Origin of the sequence: Rhizobium sp. L43 (assembly GCF_002531725.1) — a bacterium.
Taxonomy (GTDB): Bacteria; Pseudomonadota; Alphaproteobacteria; order Rhizobiales; family Rhizobiaceae; genus Rhizobium.
The window spans coordinates 76,717-94,311 of record NZ_NWSQ01000028.1; the positions used below are offsets into that span (position 1 = coordinate 76,717).

The window sequence follows — 17,595 nt, forward strand, 5'->3', positions numbered from 1 at the left end:
CCAGTCTATTTCGCCTGCCAAGCGTACCACTTCTCGCCGATGGCATCGCGATTATCAGCCCAGTAGCTCATATCGGCATTGACCTGGCTTGCCGTCTGCTGGTCCGGCAGGGTCTTGGCCGTTTCCGGGTCCATCAGCTTGGCCGATTCAACATTGATCGGCGCATAGCCGGTGGCCTTTGCCAGGGCGGCCTGCGGCTCGGCCGAGGTCGCCAGTGCAATGAACTTCATCGCAGCTTCGACATTCGGCGAGCCCTTCGGCACGACCAGCGCATCAGCAGCGGTAATGTTCTGTTCCCAGGAGGTTTCAACCTTGATGCCGGTCGCAGCAAGCGCCGTCATGCGGCCGTTCCAGACGCTGCCGAAGGGGGCCTCGGCGGAGGCCAGGAGCTGCTGCGACTGGGCGCCGCCGGACCACCAGATGATATCCGATTTGATCGTATCGAGCTTTTTGAAGGCGCGGTCGAGGTCAAGCGGATAAAGCTTGTCGGCAGCCACACCGTCGGCAAGCAGCGCCGCTTCGATCACGCCGGGAGCCGACCACTTGTAGAAAGTGCGTTTTCCCGGAAACTTGGCCGTGTCGAACAGGTCGGCCCATGTCTTCGGGCAGGTTTTGACGGCATCGGCATTGCAGCCGATGACAAAGGAATAATAGAAGCTGCCGACCGAATAGTCGGTGACGAAACGCGGATCGAGCTTGGATTTGTCGATGACCGAGAAATCGAGCTTCTCGAGCTGGCCGGCCTTGCCGGCCTGGGCGGCATAATCGCCTTCGACGTCGACGACGTCCCAGGTGACCTCACCGGCCTCGACCATCGCCTTCAGCTTGCCATAGTCGGTCGGGCCGTCCTGCACGACGGTGATGCCGGTCTTTTCGGTAAACGGGCTCGCCCATGCCGCCTTCTGCGCGTCCTGGGTCGTTCCGCCCCAGCTTGAGAAGACCATGTTGTCGGCTTTGGCCGGTGCGGAGACCGCGACGAAGGCGGCAACCGCCGCGAATGCAAATGTCGTTTTCATGTTCCCTTATCCCTGTTTTGGTTTGTCCTACGGGTTATGCCTTATGCCGTCAGTGCGCCTCGCTCTTGGGGAGAGAAGCTTGCTGGCTTCATAATCTTGTTTTCCGCCACCTCGATGAGGTCGCGAATCTTGGGCAGGAAGGCCTGCCATCGGGGATCGACCAGAAGCCGCTGGCGCCTGGCCTCCCGGTCGTCCAGGCTTGTGAAGGCCCAGATGTGGACGATCTCGTTGATCGTGCCGATCTCCGAGAAGAAGTAGCCGACCAGCGTGCCGAGATGGCTCTTCTGGATCTCGATCCCCTCTTCCTCGACCACTTTGAGATATTGCGGGATCGCGCCGTTCTTCAGCCGATAGGTGCGGATTTCGTAAAACATCGGCGCTACCTCATCACGAAGGGATCGGGGATCGGATCGTCGGATGTCCGGAGCCAGATCGTCTTGGTGCGGGTATAATCGAGCGCCGCGGCCATGCCGCCTTCCCTGCCATGGCCCGACAGGCCGAAGCCGCCGAAGGGTGCGATCGGCGATACGGCGCGGTAGGTGTTGACCCAGACGATGCCGGCGCGGAGCCCCTTCATCAGCCGGTGCGCCCGGGTCAGGTTCTGGGTGAAGACGCCGGAGGCCAGGCCATAACGGGTGTCGTTGGCAAGCCTCAGCGCCTCGGCCTCGGTCTCGAAGGACACGACGGAGAGCACCGGACCGAAAAATTCCTCGATCAGCGAGGGCGAGGCGACCTCGTCGCAATCGAGAATCGTCGGCGGGAAGTAAAAGCCTTCACCGTCGATCTTGCTGCCGCCGGTGACGAGACGGGCGCCACTTTCAACCGACCTTATGACGAGGGCGCCGATATTGTCCTGCTGGCGCTTGGTGGCAAGCGGGCCGACTTCGGTCGCCATGTCGAGCGGCGCGCCGATCCGGATCGCCTCCGCCTTCTCCCGCAGCAGCGCGACGAATTTGTCCTTGACGCTGCGTTCGACGATGAGGCGGGATCCGGCAACGCAGCTCTGCCCCGTCGCGGCGAAGATGCCCGCGACCTGGGCGTTGGCAGCACTTTCGAGGTCGGCATCGGCAAAGACAATGAAGGGTGACTTGCCGCCGAGTTCGAGCGAGGTGGAAGCGAGGTTTTCGGCCGAGTTGCGAACGACGTGCCGGGCGGTTTCGGGGCCGCCGGTGAAGGCGACATGCGCGACCTTCGGGTGCCGCCCGAGCGCTGCGCCGCAGGAGGCGCCGAAACCGGTGATGATGTTGACGACGCCGGCGGGAAAGCCTGCCTCGTGCACCAGACGCGCAAATTCGAGAAGCGGCGCCGGCCCGTCTTCCGAGGCCTTGACCACCATCGTGCAGCCGGCGGCCAGCGCCGGGCCGATCTTGACCGCCGACAGGAAGAGCTGGCTGTTCCACGGCACGACCATGGCGACGACGCCGATCGGCTCGCGGCGAAGCCAGACATCCATGTCGGGCTTGTCGATCGGCAGGTAGGCGCCTTCGATCTTGTCTGATATGCCGGCATAGTAGCGATAATATTCGGCGACATAGGCGATCTGCGCCGATGTTTCGCGGATGATCTTGCCGGTGTCGCGCGTCTCCAGTTCGGCGAGGAGCTGCGCGTTGGCGGCAACGAGGTCAGCCAGCTTGTAGAGCAGCTTGCCGCGTTGCGTGGCGGTCATTTTCGGCCAGGCGCCCTCATAAAGCGCCCTGTCGGCAGCGTTGACAGCCCGATCGACATCGCCTTCGCGCGCTTCGGGCATTTCAGCCCAGACCGCGCCGGAGGCTGGATCGATGCTCGGATAGGAAGCCTCGCCATCCGAGAATTCACCGTCGATGTAATGCTGGAAACGCCGCATGGTCTTACTCCTGAAATGCCGGCATGACCTCGGTGATGAAGCGCTCGAGCGACGCCTTCTTGCGCTCGAAACTCATGCCGGTGTCGATCCAGAAGGAATATTCGTCGTAGCCGAGGGCTTCATAGGCCTTGAGCCTGGCGATGACGGTCTCAGCGTCGCCAACGACATTGTTGGTGCGCATGACCTGATCCGACAGCATGGCGTTCGCTCTGATCTGCTCGTCCGGAATCCGTTCGATCAGACCTTGGGTCACCGGCTTCTCATTCTTGAACCAGGCGAAGAAATAATTGTAGTAGACGCTGAGTTCGTGCGCAGCCTGGGCGACGTCTTCTTCCGATGAGCCGACATAGGTGTGGCGTAGCAGCATGATCTTCGGCCGCTCGATATCAGGGTTCTTGGCGCAGGCATCGTTGAAGCGGTCCATCAGCGATTGGACTTCGTCATCGCCCTGCCAGAGCGGCGTGACCTGGACGTTGCAGCTGTTGGCGACGGCAAATTCGTGCGAGTTCGGATCGCGCGCGGCAACCCAGATCGGCGGGTTCGGCTGCTGCAGCGGCTTCGGCGCCGAGGTGGTCGCGGGAAACTTGAAGAATTCCCCGTCATGGGCGTAGTCGCCCTTCCATACGCCCTTCACCGCGGGGATGAGCTCGCGCATGCGCTGGCCGGCGCCCCAGGCGTCAAGACCCGGCAGCAGGCGTTCGTATTCGAAGGAATAGGCGCCACGCGCAATGCCGATATCCAGCCTCCCGTCGCTGATGATGTCGGCCATGGCTGCTTCGCCGGCAAGCTTGATCGGATGCCAGAAGGGAGCGATCACCGTTCCCGTGCCGAGCCTGGCCCGCGACGTGCGGCGCGCCAGATCGGCAATGGTGACGAACGGGTTGGGCGCGATGGTGAAATCCATGCCATGGTGCTCGCCCGTCCAGATCGCGTGCATGCCGCCCTTGTCGGCGATCTCGCAGAGCGCGACGAATTCCTCATAGAGGCTCTTATGGCTCTGGTTGGCGTCGAGCCGTTCCATATGGACGAAGAGGGAGAACTTCATGCTTTTGCGCCCTTGGCTGGAATGGGATGGACGGTGCCGCCGGTCTCGTCGCCGAAATAGACGCCGAAATTGCCGATCGAGCTTTCCATCGCGAAGCGGTTGACGATATCGGCGGTCGAACTGGTCTTGAATTTTGCCGCAGCCAGCGCGTCGGGTTTTACGAACCTGCCGCCGGCAGGCTCGCCGTCTCCGGCGACGGCGTGATAGACGATATGCTGCTTGCCGTCGCTCTTGCCCTCATAGACCGAATAGAGAAAGCCGATACTGACCTTCAGCCCGGTCAGCGTTTCCAGGTATTTCTCCAGCGTCTCGGTCGGATTGCCGTCATGGGCGTCAATGCTTGGGAGGGAGAGCACGTCGTCGCCGAGCAGCAGTACCTCGCCGCGGCGCTCGACGACGGCCGCAAGTTCGATATTGCCTTCGCTTGCCGCGGAAACCGCCTTGCTTGCCAGCGTCGGGGTGAAATAACCGCCGCGCGCATAACCGAGACCATTGCGGCCGCTATTGTCGAAAGCTTCGATGCGTCCCATCAGGATGACGTGGTCGCCGGCCTCGATGACCTGTTCCATGGCGCATTCGAACCAGGCCGCCACATTCGAGAAGACCGGGCAGCCTGCCGATCCCTTGACCCACTCGACCGCCGCAAATCGGTCTTCGACCGGCCGCGCAAACGTGTTCGATACGTCCTTCTGCGTTTCCGACAGCACGTTGATCGCGAAATGATCCGCGCCGGTCATGGTGGCGAAATTGCGCGACGTCTTGGCAAGGCAGACGAGGAGCAGGGGTGGATTGAGCGAGACCGAGGTGAAGGAGTTCGCGGTGAAGCCGATCGGATTTCCATCCGCGTCGCAGGCGGTGACGACAGTCACGCCGGTGGGAAAAGCGCCGAATGCATCTCGCAATGCCCTTGGGTCGACAGTCTGGATTGTCATCGTTCATCCTCCCCGAACGACAGCCACTCAGCGAGCAGCGAATTGACGATATCAGGCGCGGTCAGGTTCACCATGTGACGATGACCTTCGACGATGCGGGCGTAGCCCCGCGGCGCAAGCGCCGCCATCTGCGTTGCCATCAGGGGCGTCGAGTTCGGATCATCGGACCCTGTTAGAAACAGGGCCGGACCCTGAACGTCTTTCCAGCGATCGGCATAGGTCTCGTCTCCTCCGGCGAAGGCGGCGTAAGCGACAGCATAGCCCTCGGGGTCGACGAGGTTGAGCCATGTCCGCGTCAATTCCCGCGCAACGACGCTGTCCGGATCATCGCCGAACCATCGCGCCAGGGGACCTTCCTTGTCGACGCCCGCCACCGGAATGGCCGCGGCGCGTGCGAGCACGGCAGCCTTTGCTTCCGGTTCGCGCCTGTAGACACCGTTGAGATATGCGACACGGCTGATACGTTCGCCGAACGTCGCCGCCGCCCCTCCCGATACCAGCGCTCCCATGGAGTGGCCGGCAACATTCGCGGTCTCCATCGCCATCTCATCAAGAAAGCGCCCGAACCAGGCGACGAACTCCTCGAGACGGCTGCCTTCCGGCAGTTTTGCGCTGTCGCCATGTCCCGGCATGTCGACGGCGATGACGCGATGGCCAGCCGACAGAAAGGCGATCTGCGGAGCCCAGGCCTCGAGACGCATGCCGACGCCATGGATCAGAACCAGCGGTTCACCGCTGCCGGCCTCGTGATAGGCCGTTCCGCTTGCCGTCTTCCTTCGGGGCAAGTCACCGGCGGCGCCCTTTGCTGCAGCGGCGCCTGAGATCGATCCGGCTGTCAGCATCTCAGAGCCCACCCTTTCAAACGCCCGCGGGGTTGGCGACGTCCTGCCCCAGGTCCTTCAGATCCTGGTAGCGGTCGCCAATGCGGTGATGGGGACGTCCGCCGACCGAAGCGCCGAGAGCCACGACGATCTCGTCGGCGGCAGGCGCGTCGGGGATCGAGGTCTGGATGGTCAGGTAGTGCGAACGGCGGCCTTCATCATTCTTGTCCATCAGCGGGATCATGATCGGCGCATTGGCAGGACCACGTGTGTTGCAGAAGGCGAGATAGGACTTGGCGCCGACAGCGTGGCGATAAAAATTACCGAAGCGCAGCGTGTGGATGAGCGCAGACGCATGTTCGATCTCGCCGTCCAGGCCGACGACGGCGGCCTTGCCATAGGCTTCGACTGCATCGCCGGAACCGATGGCATCGATGATCATCTTGGTCAGCAGCTCGCCGAGAACCGGAGCGCCTGCATGAATTTCCGGCTTGAGGTCCTCGACAAAGCCGCGGCCGGCCCAAGGATTCTTCACGACCGCAAAAGCGGAGAACAGCTTGAGGGGCACTGCCGCGGCCTTGCCGCCTTCGATCAGCGTCGTTTCGATCTGCAATCCGGTCTTGCGAATTTGAATGGCCATGGAACACCTCATCTCTCGATTTCGTATTATGGTATACCATAATATATGGGTGTCAAGTTGGTTCTGCGAAGGCCAGATCGACGCCTAAGTGATCCAGAATTCGGCGCGCATGCGCTCCCGACCGCCCGGAAGCGCTTCTTCACTCAGCTATTTTTCTGGAGCCGGACAGTGCGGCGTCTCTCCGCAGCGACGCGACGTGTCGGGAGGTCAAAACGATCGCAGCCATATGATACCGCCTTATATATTATTGAATATGGCATACCATCACATCGGGCAAAGTTGGGTGTCAAGCTTGGAGTTTGGATTTTCTTCATCAACGAGTTTGATGCGACCTCTCGGACGCAGCGCATTGCATCCATCTTGGCGACCTGATCGACCGGGGTCAGGAAAGCTTGCCATCCCTCAGATTAGCCGTGCAGGGTATTTCCGGCGTTTCCAATCACACCCTCATTGGAAACCACGAGCATCGGCTGCTTCAGCTACTCCAGACTCCGGATCGCAAAAGGATGGATCGCTGGCTGAAAAATGGCGGCATTGAATTTTTTCAGGAACTGGGGATCGAACCCATCGACGGATGGGAAGAAAAAGCTTCGGAGCTTCTGGGTGAGCCTATGATTGAGTGGCGGCATTCTCTACCGCTCAAATTACAAATGGGTGAGCTGCTTTTCGTCCATGCGGGCATAGACACGGATGTCCGATAGAGCTTCAGGACGGCCGAAACGCTGGCTTGGATTCGCGAGCCATGGACCTCATCGACCGGGCCCTATAAAAATGATTGGGCCGTGGATCCACGGCCACACGCCGATCGCCGCGGTCGAGATACTGGGGCTTGCGAGACCGGTGTTTTGAGCGCGCTGCTCATTCATGGTGATCGCATGAGACTTTTTCAAACCAGCGAGTAGGCTGAGTTGCTGCGAAATTCCCAACCGGCGCCAGGTTCTTGCGATGGATGAATGCCGCAGTTCCCTCGCCGACCGCGTCCAACAGGAGCGCTGGCGGTTCCCGCCCTATTCGGCAGGCTTCTGCGCCGACAGCACCGCCTCGGCAATTGCGCTGGCAGCCGCGACATGATCCATCGCCGCCCGCTGGGCCCCCTCGCCGTCGCCGCGGCGGATGGCATCGATGATCTTCGACATCTGCAGCGGCCCTTCGATGCCGCGCCTTTCCGTCTTGATCGTCATCGAGCGCAGGTGGTTGATGCGCACGGTCAGCAGGTTGACGACGCCCCAGGCGACATGCCTGTCGACCATGGTGAACAGCGTTTGATAGAAGGACGAGGTATTGGCAAGCACAGCCGCCATATCATGGTCACGATAGCTGTTGCGGATTGCGGCCAGGGATTCCTCCAGCGCGGCGACGATCTCGGGGCTGCCACGCTCCGCGCACAGCCGCGCCGCCATGCCTTCGAGCGCACCGCGGATCTCATAGATCTGCCTGGCTTCGTCGATATCAAGCTGGGCGACGATCGGTCCCTTGTTCGGCAGATTGGCGACCAGCCCTTCCGATTCCAGATGCCTCAGAACCTCGCGCACGACCGTCCGGCTGACGCCGAGCTGGGCGCAGAGATCACGCTCGACGAGACGGTCTCCGGGACGGAAGTATCCGTTGACGATGGCCTCGCGCACCTTGTCGAGCGCCAATTCCCGCAATGTCTTCGCAGGACGCTCGACCCTGATTGCTGCGTCCTTCAGAGCACCGCTCATACCGTACCTCAGTGTTGGATTGACTTTGCACGCTGAAATTTTCCAGCGGCAGCCGAATTCAGGAATCGTATTATGGCCTACCAAATACTGTAGCTGTCGGCGGCCAGCAATTCAACAGCAGCGTGCCGATCCTAGGATTGTCGGCCTATGCATCGGAATCGGGCCTCGCCCTGACGATCTCTTCGACCACGGTCTTCGCCTGCACCCGGATGTCGGGGACGGCGGTGATCTCCCAGAATTGCCCCGCCGTCAAGGCGCCGACGGCAAACAGTCGGGCCGGCGAGATCCGGGACGGAGCCATGACCTCGGAAGCCGCATCCACCTGGATGCCGAGGCCGAGGGGATCGGGGGCGATCAGCTGAAACCGGCTCATCTCCTTCAAAAGCGGCGAATGGCTGATCCCAGCGCGCTCCATCCCCGTGCAGTTGACCAGCCAGTCCGCGCTGATCTCGGCGATCTGGCGCTTCGCCCTGACCCTGTAACCGGCGACGAGCCTGTCTTCCCCGGCCTCGAGCGATTTCAGGAAGCCCGCGTGGAAGCGAACGGTTCCGTCCGAGACCAGCTTCTCGAATGCGGCGAACATGTCGGGCGCCACCCGGTGACGGTGGATGTTCCACCAGGGGAGCGCATGCCTGAGGAAACGCGCCCGCTCCTCGCTCGAAAGCCGTTGCCAGAGCGCCTGCGTGACCGGCCTCAGGCCGTCCATCACACTCCGCCAGTCGGCGACCTCCCTGCTCTTGCCCCGCAAGATCTTCAACAGACCGCTGATCGTATGGGGAAGTCTCCCGACATCGATCGGCAGAGGCGCCGGCGGCGTCTTCGCATGTCCGAGCGGTGCCAGACCGCGCCGCGACAGCACGTCGATCCTGCCTTTATGGCCATGGGCGCGAAGAGCAAGAACCTGATCGATCATCGTCAGGCCGGAGCCGAGGATGCAGACCGCATCGGAGGGTGCGACGCGCCGCAGCCATGACAGCCGCCACGGGTTCTCGATGATCCGCGACCGCAAAAATGGCGGGACGCCAGCCGGATCGACCGGAAGGTTCGCGTTGCCGACGCCGAGGCAGAGCACGACATTCTTCCCGGCAATCTCGTCGCCGTTGCCGAGGTGGAAGGCGAGCGTGCTCGTGCAGCGTTCCACGCATCCCGCCGCCTTGGCCTTGATGAAGTCGACCCGGCAACGGCCGTCCCGCTTTCGAAGCAGCCGCGCCAGCGTATCTCTGACATAAAGACCATAATCGCTGCGCGAGGCGAAATCGCCGGCCTGCAGCTGGCGTCCATGGCTTTTCAGCCAGTCGACGAAGTCGTCGGGATGATGCGGCAACAGGCTCATGCGGCCGGCTGGAACATTGAGGCGATGCAGATAGAGTTCCGTCCGGTAGGCCGTTCCGCGGCCGAAACCAGGATCGTCGCCGACGACGGCGATCTTCGCCGAGGCGGGAAGCTGCTCGATGAGATTGCAGGTCACAGCGATCGCTGAAAAACCGGAACCGACGACGATCACATCGTATATCAACGCATTCTCCCTGAAGCTTCACACCGTCACCGAGGCATCTCGTCATTCAAGCCCGCGTCACCTGCGGGCCCTTCCAGATTGCACCGGCAGCGGAATCATGAAAACAAATGTCTCCATTGTCTATAAATATAGTTTGTTATTTCTCCCGCTAGCCCATTCCCAACCATTACCCTTTTGAAGGTGAGATCGAGGGGCCGGGTGGCCCTCAAACAAAGGGGCTCAGAATGAATTTCAAAAATTTGGTTGCCGCGATCGCCATCGGCGTCGGCACTCTTGCAACGGCGGTTATCGCCCAGGCGGCGGACAAGAAGGTCGTCGTCGGCTATCAAACCGATGCCTTGCCGTCGTCCGTGGCGATCGCCAGCGGCGAATTCGCCAAGGAAACCGGATATGACATCGACTTCCGCAGGTTCAACTCGGGCGCCGAGATCTTTGCGGCGATCGCCTCCGGCGACGTCCAGGTCGGCTATGTCGGCTCCAGCCCGTTTGCGGCTGCGGTCTCGCGCGGGCTCGAGGTCAAGGCCTTCTACCTCGCCTCCATCTCCGGCATCGACGAGGCTCTCGTCGTCCGCAACGGTTCCGGCATCGAAAGCCTGAATGATCTGAAGGGCAAGAAGCTTGCGGCCGCGCCGGTATCCACCGACCACTATCAGCTGCTGGCGCTGATCAAATCGCTGGGTCTGACCGAAAAAGACGTTCAGGTCTTCGCCATCCCGCAGCCTGAGATTGTCGCCAGCTATAACCGCGGCGATATCGATGGCGGCTTCGTCTGGGATCCGGCACTCACCGAACTGAAAAAGAACGGGAAGGTTCTGGTGACCTCCAAAGAGGTGGCGGACAAGGGTGCGCCAACATTCTCCGCCTGGGTCGCGACCTCGACATTTGCCGCCGACAACCCGGCCTTTCTGAAGGGCTTTGCTTCGGTCATCAACAAATACTACGCATCCTTCGCCTCGGACAAATCCGCCTGGGGTCCCGACAGCGACAACGCCAAGTCGCTTGCCAAGCTTCTCGGCGGAACAGCTGACCAGCAGGCCTCGGCCCTGAAGAACCTTACGCTGCTGACGCCTGAGGTTCAGGCATCGGAGGCCTGGCTCGGCGGCGGCGAAAAGGCGGGTGCCGGCAAGATCCTCAAGGACACCGCTTCGTTCCTGAAGGAACAGGGCAAGGTTTCCGACGTGCTGGCGAATTACGGCGCCTTCGTTACCGCCGACGCGCTTACCGGCGTCAGCAACTGATCCTCCCCGACACCGGCGCGGCTTGCCGCGCCGGTGTCCAATTTGCGAGCGGCACCATGCTTAAAGTCGATCACGCCAGCGTTTTCTTCTCGGCCCGCGACGGGCGGACCGTTCACGCACTCGATCGCGTGTCCTTCGATATTCCCGAACGGGGTTTCGTCGTCGCGCTTGGAGCGTCGGGATGCGGCAAGTCAACCCTTCTCAATGCCATTGCCGGTTTCCTTCCGCTTTCGGAGGGCCGGATCACCCTCGACGGCCGCGCTGTCGAACGGCCGGGCGCCGATCGTGGTGTCGTCTTTCAGAAGGACTCGCTGCTGCCGTGGAAATCGGTGGCCGACAATGTCGCACTCGGTTTGAAATTCGCCGGCGTCAAGCGCAAGGAGCGTGAAGCGCAGACCCTGGAACTGCTCCGGCTCGTCGGCCTTGCCGAATTCGCCGGTGCGTTTCCCTATGAACTGTCGGGCGGCATGCGCCAGCGTGTCGGCATAGCCCGGGCTCTGGCGACAAATCCCGACATCCTGCTGATGGATGAGCCATTCGGCGCGCTCGACAGCCTGACGCGCGAACAGATGCAGGAACTGCTGGTTTCCATCTGGGATAAAACGGCAAAGAAGGTTTTCTTCATCACCCACTCGATCGAAGAGGCTCTGTTCCTGGGGACGCAGGTCCTGGTCATGTCGCCGCGACCGGGACGCGTCGTGGCGCGCTTCGATCTGGATTTCATCAGCCGCTTCGCCGAAACCGGCGACGCCCGGTCGATCAAGGCGTCGCCGCAATTTGCCGAGCTGCGCGAGGAGATCCGCGCCATTCTGCACAGCACCGAAGATTTGAGGAGCGCCGCATGAGCGATATCGTCCAGGCCCCGCCGATTGCGGCCGGCAGAGAGGACCGCCAGGTCAAGCTGGTCAAAATGGCAAGCTTCGGCGCCGGCGAGAAGTCGACGGTGGCCATCAGTATTGCCACGGCGCTTGCCATATTGCTGCTGTGGTGGGTCGTATCCGCGCTCGGCTTCGTTCCACACCTGTTCCTGCCGCGCCCGGACGAGGTGCTGACACAGATCGGCGCCATCTATCGCGACGGTTACGCCGGCGCGTCGCTGTCCGAGCATGTTTTTGCGAGCCTGTTCCGCATCGTCGTCGCAGCCCTCATCGCCGTCTCCGCCGGCATTCCGCTGGGCCTGCTCATGGGGCTGAACCGCTGGGCGAAAGGCGTGCTCGACGCGCCGATCGAGTTCTACTGGCCGCTTCCGCCGCTCTCCTATCTGCCGTTGATGATCATCTGGCTCGGCATCGGCGAGACGTCGAAGATCACGCTGCTGGTGCTGGCGATGTTCGCGCCGATCTGCCTCTCGGCCCAGGCGGGCGTTCGTTCGCTGCCGATCGAGCGCGTCAATGCCGCCCGTTCGCTGGGCGCGAGCCGGCTGCAGCTCTTCCTGGACATCGTCCTGCCCTCCGCCCTGCCCGAGATCCTCACCGGCATCCGCATCGCGCTCGGCGTCGGCTGGGGCACGCTGGTCGCGGCCGAACTGATCGCCTCCACGCGCGGGATCGGTTTCATGATCATGTCGGCGTCGCAGTTCCTGGCGACCGACGTCGTCTTCGTCGGCATCGGCATCATCGCCATCTGCGCCTTCACCTTCTCGGCCGCCATCCGTTTCCTCGAGGCGTTCCTCGTGCCGTGGAAGGGCAAGCTCTGACCGAGTAGCGCAAGCCGAGCGGCTCCAATATCCGCTTGCATGGGAAACAAATAGAGAAAGACGTTTAGGAACCGTCGTCAGACAGCCAAATCCTTAGTTTGCCGACTGACCTGAAGCCCAGCTTTGTCATTTCGTTTAGCGCTGCGCCACGGTCATATCCGACTAGCGGCGCATCGGGTGAAAAGGCGGTAGTGGCCAACGAAACGGCATCCCGGAAGGCCTGCGGCGTACCAGTCAAGCTAAAGATATTGGAGATCCCGACTGCCTCGGGTGATCGATTTACGATGCAGCCTGCATCAAAGCCGTCTCCGGCCAATCGGCCATAGATATGCACGCTGGGATCAGAAAGCAGGGCCGGTGTGAAGACGTTGGCATCGGTCGGGCTACCAGACTCTTTCCACGAATGTTCCCAGCGACCCAGTGCCGCCGCATCGCAAATGCGTGCCCAATCTTGAGGCGCACGCGGTGAAATTCTGTGAGGTTCAGCCCAAATCCATGATGCAGAAAACAACAAATGGAACCCTTTGTTGACGAGTTCGAGCCTCGAAAACCCGTCTTTGAAACCAGGTCGCCGTCCCAGCCGATCCGTCAGCCGACCGATTTCAACCAGCTGTTCCTCTGTTGCATCCGGATCGAGTGTCGTCATGTTGGAATAGTATGGAGGTGCGCTCACATCGCTCGACCAAAACGCACTGGTTCGCTGATCAGGCAGTCCTTGGGCACGGAACACCGCCTGATACAGGTCTGCATTGTTAGCGGCACAAATACGCGCCTTTTCTGCATCGGAGCGTGCCGTGTGTTTCACGATATCGCTTTGTGAGGAGTCGCGTATCATAAGAAACCCTGTTGCTCGAAGCGTCTGACACCTAGCCGGTGCATTTCGCGAAAACAGTTGAGCGGCCTAGATCAGGTTGCATGCCAGCGCTATGCCCTCCATTGTCAACACGGTCAATCGGACCAGATCAACTTGGCGCTGCTGCAGGCTGCGTACCAGCACCTTCTCGGCCGCTATCCGTTTCCTTGAGGCCTTCCTCGTGGCTTGGAAGGCAAACCCTGACCGGACGGCGAACAGGCAGCCCTGTTCAATGGTTGCCTGTCGCCCCGTTCAGCCCGTGTATGGCGACCAGTTCCGCTGCGACCAGCTGCTGAAGCCGCCATAAATTGCGGTCCCGAATGCCGCGTTCCTCCAGATGCTTCACGGTCAGATACAGATATTCGGCGCAGGAGCCCATGTGTCCGCAGGCGCGCGCAAGCACCCGCGCCACCGTCTCCAGCGGCAACTTGCGCGAGACATGCTCGCCCTTGGGACCGGCCCAAAAGACCAGCGCACGCACCAACCCATGCGCGGTCGCGACCGGGATCCAGCGAACCGTCGCGGCGTCGTCCATCGTGCCGACCTCACGGCGGATCAATCGCCGGAGCTGGCCAAGGTGATCGTCGTCGGCGAGCTTGAAGACGATACCGTTGCAACGGCCACCCCGGTCAAGCGCCATCATTAGGCCCCGGCTGAGCCCGCGTTCCCCGCCAGCGGGTCATCTCCAGGCAGAAGGAGCGGTGCCAGCCTCGTGTCGCGCCATGCTGCGCTTCGACGGCGTCGAAGTCCGGCTTCCATATCAATGATCCGTAGGCAAAGATCCAAAGCGGCGCGCCTGCCGACTCGCGAAGCAGCCGCTCGGCAAGCATCTCCAGCTCCGCCTCGGTCAACGGTTTTCGGTGCAGCTCCGGACCGACATCGAGCTCGGGGCGAAGGCTCAGCGATACGAGCTCGTCCGTCAGAGCCATTCCTGGTCCGGGCATCAAAATTGTGCTCCCCAGGCCCGTCATCCGTCAATGCACCGAATATGTGGCCGGCACGGCCTGACGCAATTGCAAGCTGCGCAGCAGCATCGCGGCTTCCCTGACGATTGCCGAGAATGTCGCATCATCGGCCTCTGCGATCCTTCCTGTCATGTCGCGGATGATCGTCGTGAGACGGACGATCGACGTGCGATGCTGCGGATCTTCCGATCCGGTTTCGGCATCGGCCATGGCCAGCAGCGTCTGCACCAGCCGCTCCATCGTTTGCCGGCGCCGGCTCCTCGGATCGGCATTCGGATCTTCACTCAGGCGCAAGAGGTCGGCGACGATATCGGACATTCCGCTGCCTCACACCGCAAAGGCCGGCGGCATGGAAACGGCCGGCCTCCGCCCCCGCGCCTGCGTCTTCAAGGCCTCGAGCAGCCGGTAGCCGCTGCGCCAGCGACCAAAGCCGCTGGCGACATTGATGTGGCCGGCAAGGCCGATATTCCTGGTCTCGGCGTTCCACAGCCGGCCGAAAAGCGTCAGCCGGTCGACCGTCATGTAGGCATCGTTCATGCTGCCGATAACGATGCTGGGAAAAGGCAAGGGCGCGGTCGGCATGCCGCCGAAGGTGATATGTCCCGGATGCAGCATTTCGGTGGCCTGCAGATCGCAGGGAGCGACGAGCAGCGCCCCTTTGACGCGGCGTGCCGCACTTCGCCCCGCCAGCCGGGCGGCAAGCAGGCATCCGAGACTATGGGCAACCAGATAGGCCTCGCCCGCCTCGTCAAGCGCGCCTTCCAGCCGCAGCAGCCAGGCGTCGAGGTTCGGACGATCCCAGTCATTTTGAGCGACGCAACGGCTGCCCGGCTGATCCTCCAGCCAGTGTTGTTGCCAATGCCCTTCTCCCGAGCCGAAAAGGCCGGGAAGGATGAGGACTTCGCTCATCGAATCAGTCCGATCACCAGGGCGAACAGGAAGGTGAAGGAGCCGATGATCGTACAGAGCCCGGCCGCATGCCGAAATTGCGCCATGCGGCTTGCCGTTGCTCTTGTCCTACCGTGCCGATCAAGACCGTTCTCAAAGACGACTGCCATCACGCTACCCCCCTCAATACCAAAGGCCGGGCACGGTGCCCCAATAGTGGAGTTCGTATTCGCGGGCCGACCGGTCCCGCTCGTCGTCCCGCCCGAACAATGCGTCTGCAGGCTTCCGCGCAGGCGGCATCTTCGCCATGACCAAACCGACCGCGAGTCTCAGCCACAAATGGAAATCAAGCCTCATGCGAACCTCCTGTCAGGGACCGATATTCTCGTGCTCTCACTCTTTGAATCGACGTGACGCATCCTAGGAGATCAGCGAATGGCGTTGCGCATTGGCAAGAAGATCGTGAAGCGACGCGGTCGGTCCGTAGAGCATCAGCAGGCGGTTCTCCTCGTGTTTCGCCAGACGATAGCGTCGGGCGAATTCGAAGACGCTCCACAATTGCTCGCCGGCCGCCGGCCTTTCCGCATCGGAGATCGTTGCTTCCTGAGATCGGGCCATGGCGACGGTCCTTATTCCGCCGCCGCCAATGCCGGGTTTGCGCCCGGAAAGAAGGCTGCCAATTCACCGACCACTTCGCCCACGCGGCTCAGAATCGGATCGGATGAGACCGTATAATCGGTGAAATCGCGATCGGACGCATAAACGGCCGTCGGCAGGGTGTGGGCCATGAAAAAGCCGAACAGCGGCCGAAGCTGATGCTCGACCATCAACGCATGCCGGTCGCCGCCGCCTGTCGCCGTGATGATGATCGGCTTGCCCCGAAGTTCGTGCGGATCGATCAGGTCGATGAGGTGCTTGAAATGGCCGGGATAAGAACCCTTGTAGGTCGGCGAGCCGATGACCAGCACGTCGGCCTGCACGATCTCGTCGACGACATGCCTGGCCTGCTCGTCGAGATCCTTGCGCCACAAGGCGCTGCCCAGCGACGGACCGACATCATGGAGATCATAGGTCTTGCTCGTAAATCCGTAGCGAATGCTCGCGCGTTCGGCGACGTGCCGCACGAGTGTCAGCGTTTTCGATGGACGGTTGAAGCTGCCGGCTATGCCGACGAGTTTGAAACCTGACATGGTTTTCCCTCTCTTTGATTGCCTCAAATATTGTCTACAAAATTGATAGATTAAAGGAACGTGCGTCTCTCCTTGTTCGCCTGGTTGAAAAAAACGTTCGCGCACGCCCCGGCACGCATAGGCTGCATGGCGATCGCCATGGATCTCGCGGCCGCAGCGGGATATCGGCTGCGGGAAGGGCGAGTCGGCTCGATGATGCCGCCGGCAAGACCGTTGCGAACGGCCCGCGATTGGCTTTGCCGTAAGGTCGAATATAATTGGTATAAGATTTCCGGTTCAGGCGAACGATTGGATGACACGCCCTGCCTTTTCTGTCGCCAGAAATATACACTCCTTATAGATTTTAGTGGGAGTTTTTCATGCCATTGCAGACGGCTGATGTCATCGATTTCCAGGCTTACCGGCAATCGCGCAGCAAAGATGCGTCCGATGCGCTCAAGGCGGCGACGCCGGTATCCTTTGCCATGCAGCCCGTTCTCATGTGGGTGCCCTATTGGGGTTTTGTCCCGGTCATGGCAATGGGCATTGCCGGATATGGCGCCTGATCAAGCGCTTCTCTCCGACGGCGAAGCCATAGACGCCGCCGAGGAGATCACCGTTCAGACAGGGCAGAATTTGCGGCGCATTCGCACCCGCCGCGGCTATTCCCTGGACAGGCTGGCAAAGATCGCCGGCGTCAGCCGCGCCATGCTCGGCCAAATCGAGACGGGCAAAAGCAGCCCGACATTGAGCATTCTCTCGAAGATCGCGCTTGCTCTCGGCATTCCCTGCGCAGCACTGATTGCCGAACGCGCGGAAAACTCGATCATTGCCGTGCCGCGGGCCAGATCGAAAATCCTCGCATCGTCCGAGGGGCGCTTCCGGACACGGGCTCTTTTTCCCTTCGAAGGCGAGCGGAAGGTCGAATTCTACGAGCTCAGGATCGCTCCGCACCATAGCGAAAGTGCCGATGCCCACCAGCATGGAACGGTCGAAAATCTGGTCGTTGCCCAAGGCACCGTCGAAATCATCGCCGGCAAGCAGGCGCCGCACATCCTGGGTGAAGGCGACGCCATCATCTTCGATGCCGACGTGCCCCATATCTATCGCAACATGACGGGAACGGAAGCGATCCTCTATCTGGTGACGACCTATCTCGAAGACGTTCGCGTCTAAACTGCCTGACATGCTTGGATCGGGTAGGAGGGAGCCTTACGGCGCCCCTCCTCCCACACCACCGTGCGTACGGTTCCGTACACGGCGGTTCATC

At 61.4% G+C, this 17,595-nt stretch carries 21 protein-coding genes and 1 pseudogene; 6 read left to right on the forward strand and 16 right to left on the reverse strand.

All coding sequences use genetic code 11. The annotated features are described in order from the left end of the window. Nucleotides 1–5 precede the first annotated feature (5 nt). From CO667_RS27730 to CO667_RS27760, 7 genes are read right to left on the reverse strand one after another with little or no spacing between them, the layout of a single operon-like run. A complete protein-coding gene (locus CO667_RS27730) occupies nt 6–1,016 on the reverse strand; it encodes an ABC transporter substrate-binding protein (RefSeq protein ID WP_097621427.1) in 1,011 nt (336 codons plus the stop codon). A gap of 41 nt (nt 1,017–1,057) precedes the next feature. Beyond that, entirely contained in the window at nt 1,058–1,390 is a 333-nt protein-coding gene (locus CO667_RS27735) for an NIPSNAP family protein (protein WP_097621428.1), read from the reverse strand. A gap of 5 nt (nt 1,391–1,395) precedes the next feature. Further along, the gene (locus tag CO667_RS27740; protein WP_097621430.1) at nt 1,396–2,859 is read right to left on the reverse strand and encodes an aldehyde dehydrogenase; all 1,464 of its coding nucleotides are present in this window, start codon (nt 2,857–2,859) and stop codon (nt 1,396–1,398) included. A 4-nt stretch (nt 2,860–2,863) separates the two neighbouring features. After that, a complete protein-coding gene (locus tag CO667_RS27745) occupies nt 2,864–3,904 on the reverse strand; it encodes an LLM class flavin-dependent oxidoreductase (RefSeq protein ID WP_097621432.1) in 1,041 nt (346 codons plus the stop codon). Further along, entirely contained in the window at nt 3,901–4,836 is a 936-nt protein-coding gene (locus tag CO667_RS27750; protein WP_097621433.1) for a flavin reductase family protein, read from the reverse strand. Before CO667_RS27750 ends, CO667_RS27745 begins: the two co-directional genes overlap by 4 nt. Next, the gene (locus CO667_RS27755) at nt 4,833–5,678 is read right to left on the reverse strand and encodes an alpha/beta fold hydrolase (protein WP_097621435.1); all 846 of its coding nucleotides are present in this window, start codon (nt 5,676–5,678) and stop codon (nt 4,833–4,835) included. The genes CO667_RS27750 and CO667_RS27755 overlap by 4 nt, the downstream gene beginning before the upstream one ends. Nucleotides 5,679–5,694: 16 nt before the next feature. Next, on the reverse strand, nt 5,695–6,297 hold the full coding sequence (locus CO667_RS27760; protein WP_097621436.1) for an amino acid synthesis family protein: 603 nt from the start codon (nt 6,295–6,297) through the stop codon (nt 5,695–5,697). Between the two features lie 506 nt (nt 6,298–6,803). Between CO667_RS27760 and CO667_RS36020 the strand changes: the two genes are divergently transcribed. Then, entirely contained in the window at nt 6,804–6,998 is a 195-nt protein-coding gene (locus CO667_RS36020) for a hypothetical protein (protein ID WP_245433304.1), read from the forward strand. A 306-nt stretch (nt 6,999–7,304) separates the two neighbouring features. On the opposite strand, the gene CO667_RS27770 is transcribed toward CO667_RS36020, so the two are convergent. Both CO667_RS27770 and CO667_RS27775 read right to left on the reverse strand, forming a co-directional pair. Continuing rightward, nucleotides 7,305–8,000, reverse strand: coding sequence for a GntR family transcriptional regulator (locus CO667_RS27770; RefSeq protein WP_097621438.1), 696 nt, complete (start codon nt 7,998–8,000; stop codon nt 7,305–7,307). Nucleotides 8,001–8,145: 145 nt separating this feature from the next. Continuing rightward, nucleotides 8,146–9,516 carry an FAD/NAD(P)-binding protein gene (locus CO667_RS27775; RefSeq protein WP_097621440.1) on the reverse strand — a complete coding sequence of 457 codons (1,371 nt, stop codon included), beginning with the start codon at nt 9,514–9,516 and terminating at the stop codon, nt 8,146–8,148. A 224-nt stretch (nt 9,517–9,740) separates the two neighbouring features. Here CO667_RS27775 and tauA point away from each other — a divergent pair, with 224 nt between their 5' ends. From tauA to CO667_RS27790, 3 genes are read left to right on the forward strand one after another with little or no spacing between them, the layout of a single operon-like run. After that, nucleotides 9,741–10,754 carry a taurine ABC transporter substrate-binding protein gene (gene tauA, locus CO667_RS27780; RefSeq protein ID WP_097621442.1) on the forward strand — a complete coding sequence of 338 codons (1,014 nt, stop codon included), beginning with the start codon at nt 9,741–9,743 and terminating at the stop codon, nt 10,752–10,754. Between the two features lie 56 nt (nt 10,755–10,810). Then, entirely contained in the window at nt 10,811–11,599 is a 789-nt protein-coding gene (locus CO667_RS27785) for an ABC transporter ATP-binding protein (RefSeq protein WP_097621443.1), read from the forward strand. Next, the gene (locus CO667_RS27790) at nt 11,596–12,450 is read left to right on the forward strand and encodes an ABC transporter permease subunit (protein ID WP_097621444.1); all 855 of its coding nucleotides are present in this window, start codon (nt 11,596–11,598) and stop codon (nt 12,448–12,450) included. Before CO667_RS27785 ends, CO667_RS27790 begins: the two co-directional genes overlap by 4 nt. Before the next feature lie 64 nt (nt 12,451–12,514). Here the strand turns inward: CO667_RS27790 and CO667_RS27795 are convergent, their stop codons facing one another. From CO667_RS27795 to msuE, 7 genes and pseudogenes are all read right to left on the reverse strand, one after another. Then, nucleotides 12,515–13,285, reverse strand: a complete 771-nt coding sequence (locus CO667_RS27795) for a hypothetical protein (protein WP_097621446.1) — start codon at nt 13,283–13,285, stop codon at nt 12,515–12,517. 247 nt (nt 13,286–13,532) lie between these two features. After that, nucleotides 13,533–14,274 (reverse strand): annotated as a pseudogene (locus CO667_RS27800) (gamma-glutamylcyclotransferase). Nucleotides 14,275–14,277: 3 nt separating this feature from the next. After that, nucleotides 14,278–14,586, reverse strand: coding sequence for a hypothetical protein (locus tag CO667_RS27805; RefSeq protein ID WP_097621447.1), 309 nt, complete (start codon nt 14,584–14,586; stop codon nt 14,278–14,280). Between the two features lie 9 nt (nt 14,587–14,595). Continuing rightward, entirely contained in the window at nt 14,596–15,177 is a 582-nt protein-coding gene (locus CO667_RS27810) for an alpha/beta fold hydrolase (RefSeq protein ID WP_097621449.1), read from the reverse strand. A gap of 162 nt (nt 15,178–15,339) precedes the next feature. Further along, nucleotides 15,340–15,513, reverse strand: coding sequence for a hypothetical protein (locus tag CO667_RS35515; protein WP_179874231.1), 174 nt, complete (start codon nt 15,511–15,513; stop codon nt 15,340–15,342). A 63-nt stretch (nt 15,514–15,576) separates the two neighbouring features. Next, nucleotides 15,577–15,774 (reverse strand): hypothetical protein, encoded by a 198-nt coding sequence (locus CO667_RS27815; protein ID WP_097621451.1) that lies wholly within the window; start codon nt 15,772–15,774, stop codon nt 15,577–15,579. 11 nt (nt 15,775–15,785) lie between these two features. Continuing rightward, a complete protein-coding gene (msuE, locus tag CO667_RS27820; protein WP_097621453.1) occupies nt 15,786–16,346 on the reverse strand; it encodes an FMN reductase in 561 nt (186 codons plus the stop codon). A gap of 359 nt (nt 16,347–16,705) precedes the next feature. Here msuE and CO667_RS27825 point away from each other — a divergent pair, with 359 nt between their 5' ends. Then, a complete protein-coding gene (locus CO667_RS27825) occupies nt 16,706–16,891 on the forward strand; it encodes a hypothetical protein (RefSeq protein ID WP_097621454.1) in 186 nt (61 codons plus the stop codon). After that, nucleotides 16,881–17,501 carry an XRE family transcriptional regulator gene (locus tag CO667_RS27830; RefSeq protein ID WP_097621456.1) on the forward strand — a complete coding sequence of 207 codons (621 nt, stop codon included), beginning with the start codon at nt 16,881–16,883 and terminating at the stop codon, nt 17,499–17,501. Before CO667_RS27825 ends, CO667_RS27830 begins: the two co-directional genes overlap by 11 nt. Nucleotides 17,502–17,595: the final 94 nt, after the last annotated feature.

What these genes read in the sequence shown, in the direction of transcription:
- CO667_RS36020 (WP_245433304.1), top strand. Translation starts at nt 6,804, where the DNA reads ATGGATCGCTGGCTGAAAAATGGCGGCATTGAATTTTTTCAGGAACTG.
- CO667_RS27735 (WP_097621428.1), bottom strand. Translation starts at nt 1,390, where the DNA reads ATGTTTTACGAAATCCGCACCTATCGGCTGAAGAACGGCGCGATCCCG.
- CO667_RS27770 (WP_097621438.1), bottom strand. Translation starts at nt 8,000, where the DNA reads ATGAGCGGTGCTCTGAAGGACGCAGCAATCAGGGTCGAGCGTCCTGCG.
- tauA (WP_097621442.1), top strand. Translation starts at nt 9,741, where the DNA reads ATGAATTTCAAAAATTTGGTTGCCGCGATCGCCATCGGCGTCGGCACT.
- CO667_RS27795 (WP_097621446.1), bottom strand. Translation starts at nt 13,285, where the DNA reads ATGATACGCGACTCCTCACAAAGCGATATCGTGAAACACACGGCACGC.
- CO667_RS27830 (WP_097621456.1), top strand. Translation starts at nt 16,881, where the DNA reads ATGGCGCCTGATCAAGCGCTTCTCTCCGACGGCGAAGCCATAGACGCC.
- CO667_RS27785 (WP_097621443.1), top strand. Translation starts at nt 10,811, where the DNA reads ATGCTTAAAGTCGATCACGCCAGCGTTTTCTTCTCGGCCCGCGACGGG.
- CO667_RS27810 (WP_097621449.1), bottom strand. Translation starts at nt 15,177, where the DNA reads ATGAGCGAAGTCCTCATCCTTCCCGGCCTTTTCGGCTCGGGAGAAGGG.
- CO667_RS27805 (WP_097621447.1), bottom strand. Translation starts at nt 14,586, where the DNA reads ATGTCCGATATCGTCGCCGACCTCTTGCGCCTGAGTGAAGATCCGAAT.
- CO667_RS27815 (WP_097621451.1), bottom strand. Translation starts at nt 15,774, where the DNA reads ATGGCCCGATCTCAGGAAGCAACGATCTCCGATGCGGAAAGGCCGGCG.
- CO667_RS35515 (WP_179874231.1), bottom strand. Translation starts at nt 15,513, where the DNA reads ATGAGGCTTGATTTCCATTTGTGGCTGAGACTCGCGGTCGGTTTGGTC.
- CO667_RS27825 (WP_097621454.1), top strand. Translation starts at nt 16,706, where the DNA reads ATGCCATTGCAGACGGCTGATGTCATCGATTTCCAGGCTTACCGGCAA.
- CO667_RS27790 (WP_097621444.1), top strand. Translation starts at nt 11,596, where the DNA reads ATGAGCGATATCGTCCAGGCCCCGCCGATTGCGGCCGGCAGAGAGGAC.
- CO667_RS27750 (WP_097621433.1), bottom strand. Translation starts at nt 4,836, where the DNA reads ATGACAATCCAGACTGTCGACCCAAGGGCATTGCGAGATGCATTCGGC.
- msuE (WP_097621453.1), bottom strand. Translation starts at nt 16,346, where the DNA reads ATGTCAGGTTTCAAACTCGTCGGCATAGCCGGCAGCTTCAACCGTCCA.
- CO667_RS27740 (WP_097621430.1), bottom strand. Translation starts at nt 2,859, where the DNA reads ATGCGGCGTTTCCAGCATTACATCGACGGTGAATTCTCGGATGGCGAG.
- CO667_RS27730 (WP_097621427.1), bottom strand. Translation starts at nt 1,016, where the DNA reads ATGAAAACGACATTTGCATTCGCGGCGGTTGCCGCCTTCGTCGCGGTC.
- CO667_RS27755 (WP_097621435.1), bottom strand. Translation starts at nt 5,678, where the DNA reads ATGCTGACAGCCGGATCGATCTCAGGCGCCGCTGCAGCAAAGGGCGCC.
- CO667_RS27745 (WP_097621432.1), bottom strand. Translation starts at nt 3,904, where the DNA reads ATGAAGTTCTCCCTCTTCGTCCATATGGAACGGCTCGACGCCAACCAG.
- CO667_RS27760 (WP_097621436.1), bottom strand. Translation starts at nt 6,297, where the DNA reads ATGGCCATTCAAATTCGCAAGACCGGATTGCAGATCGAAACGACGCTG.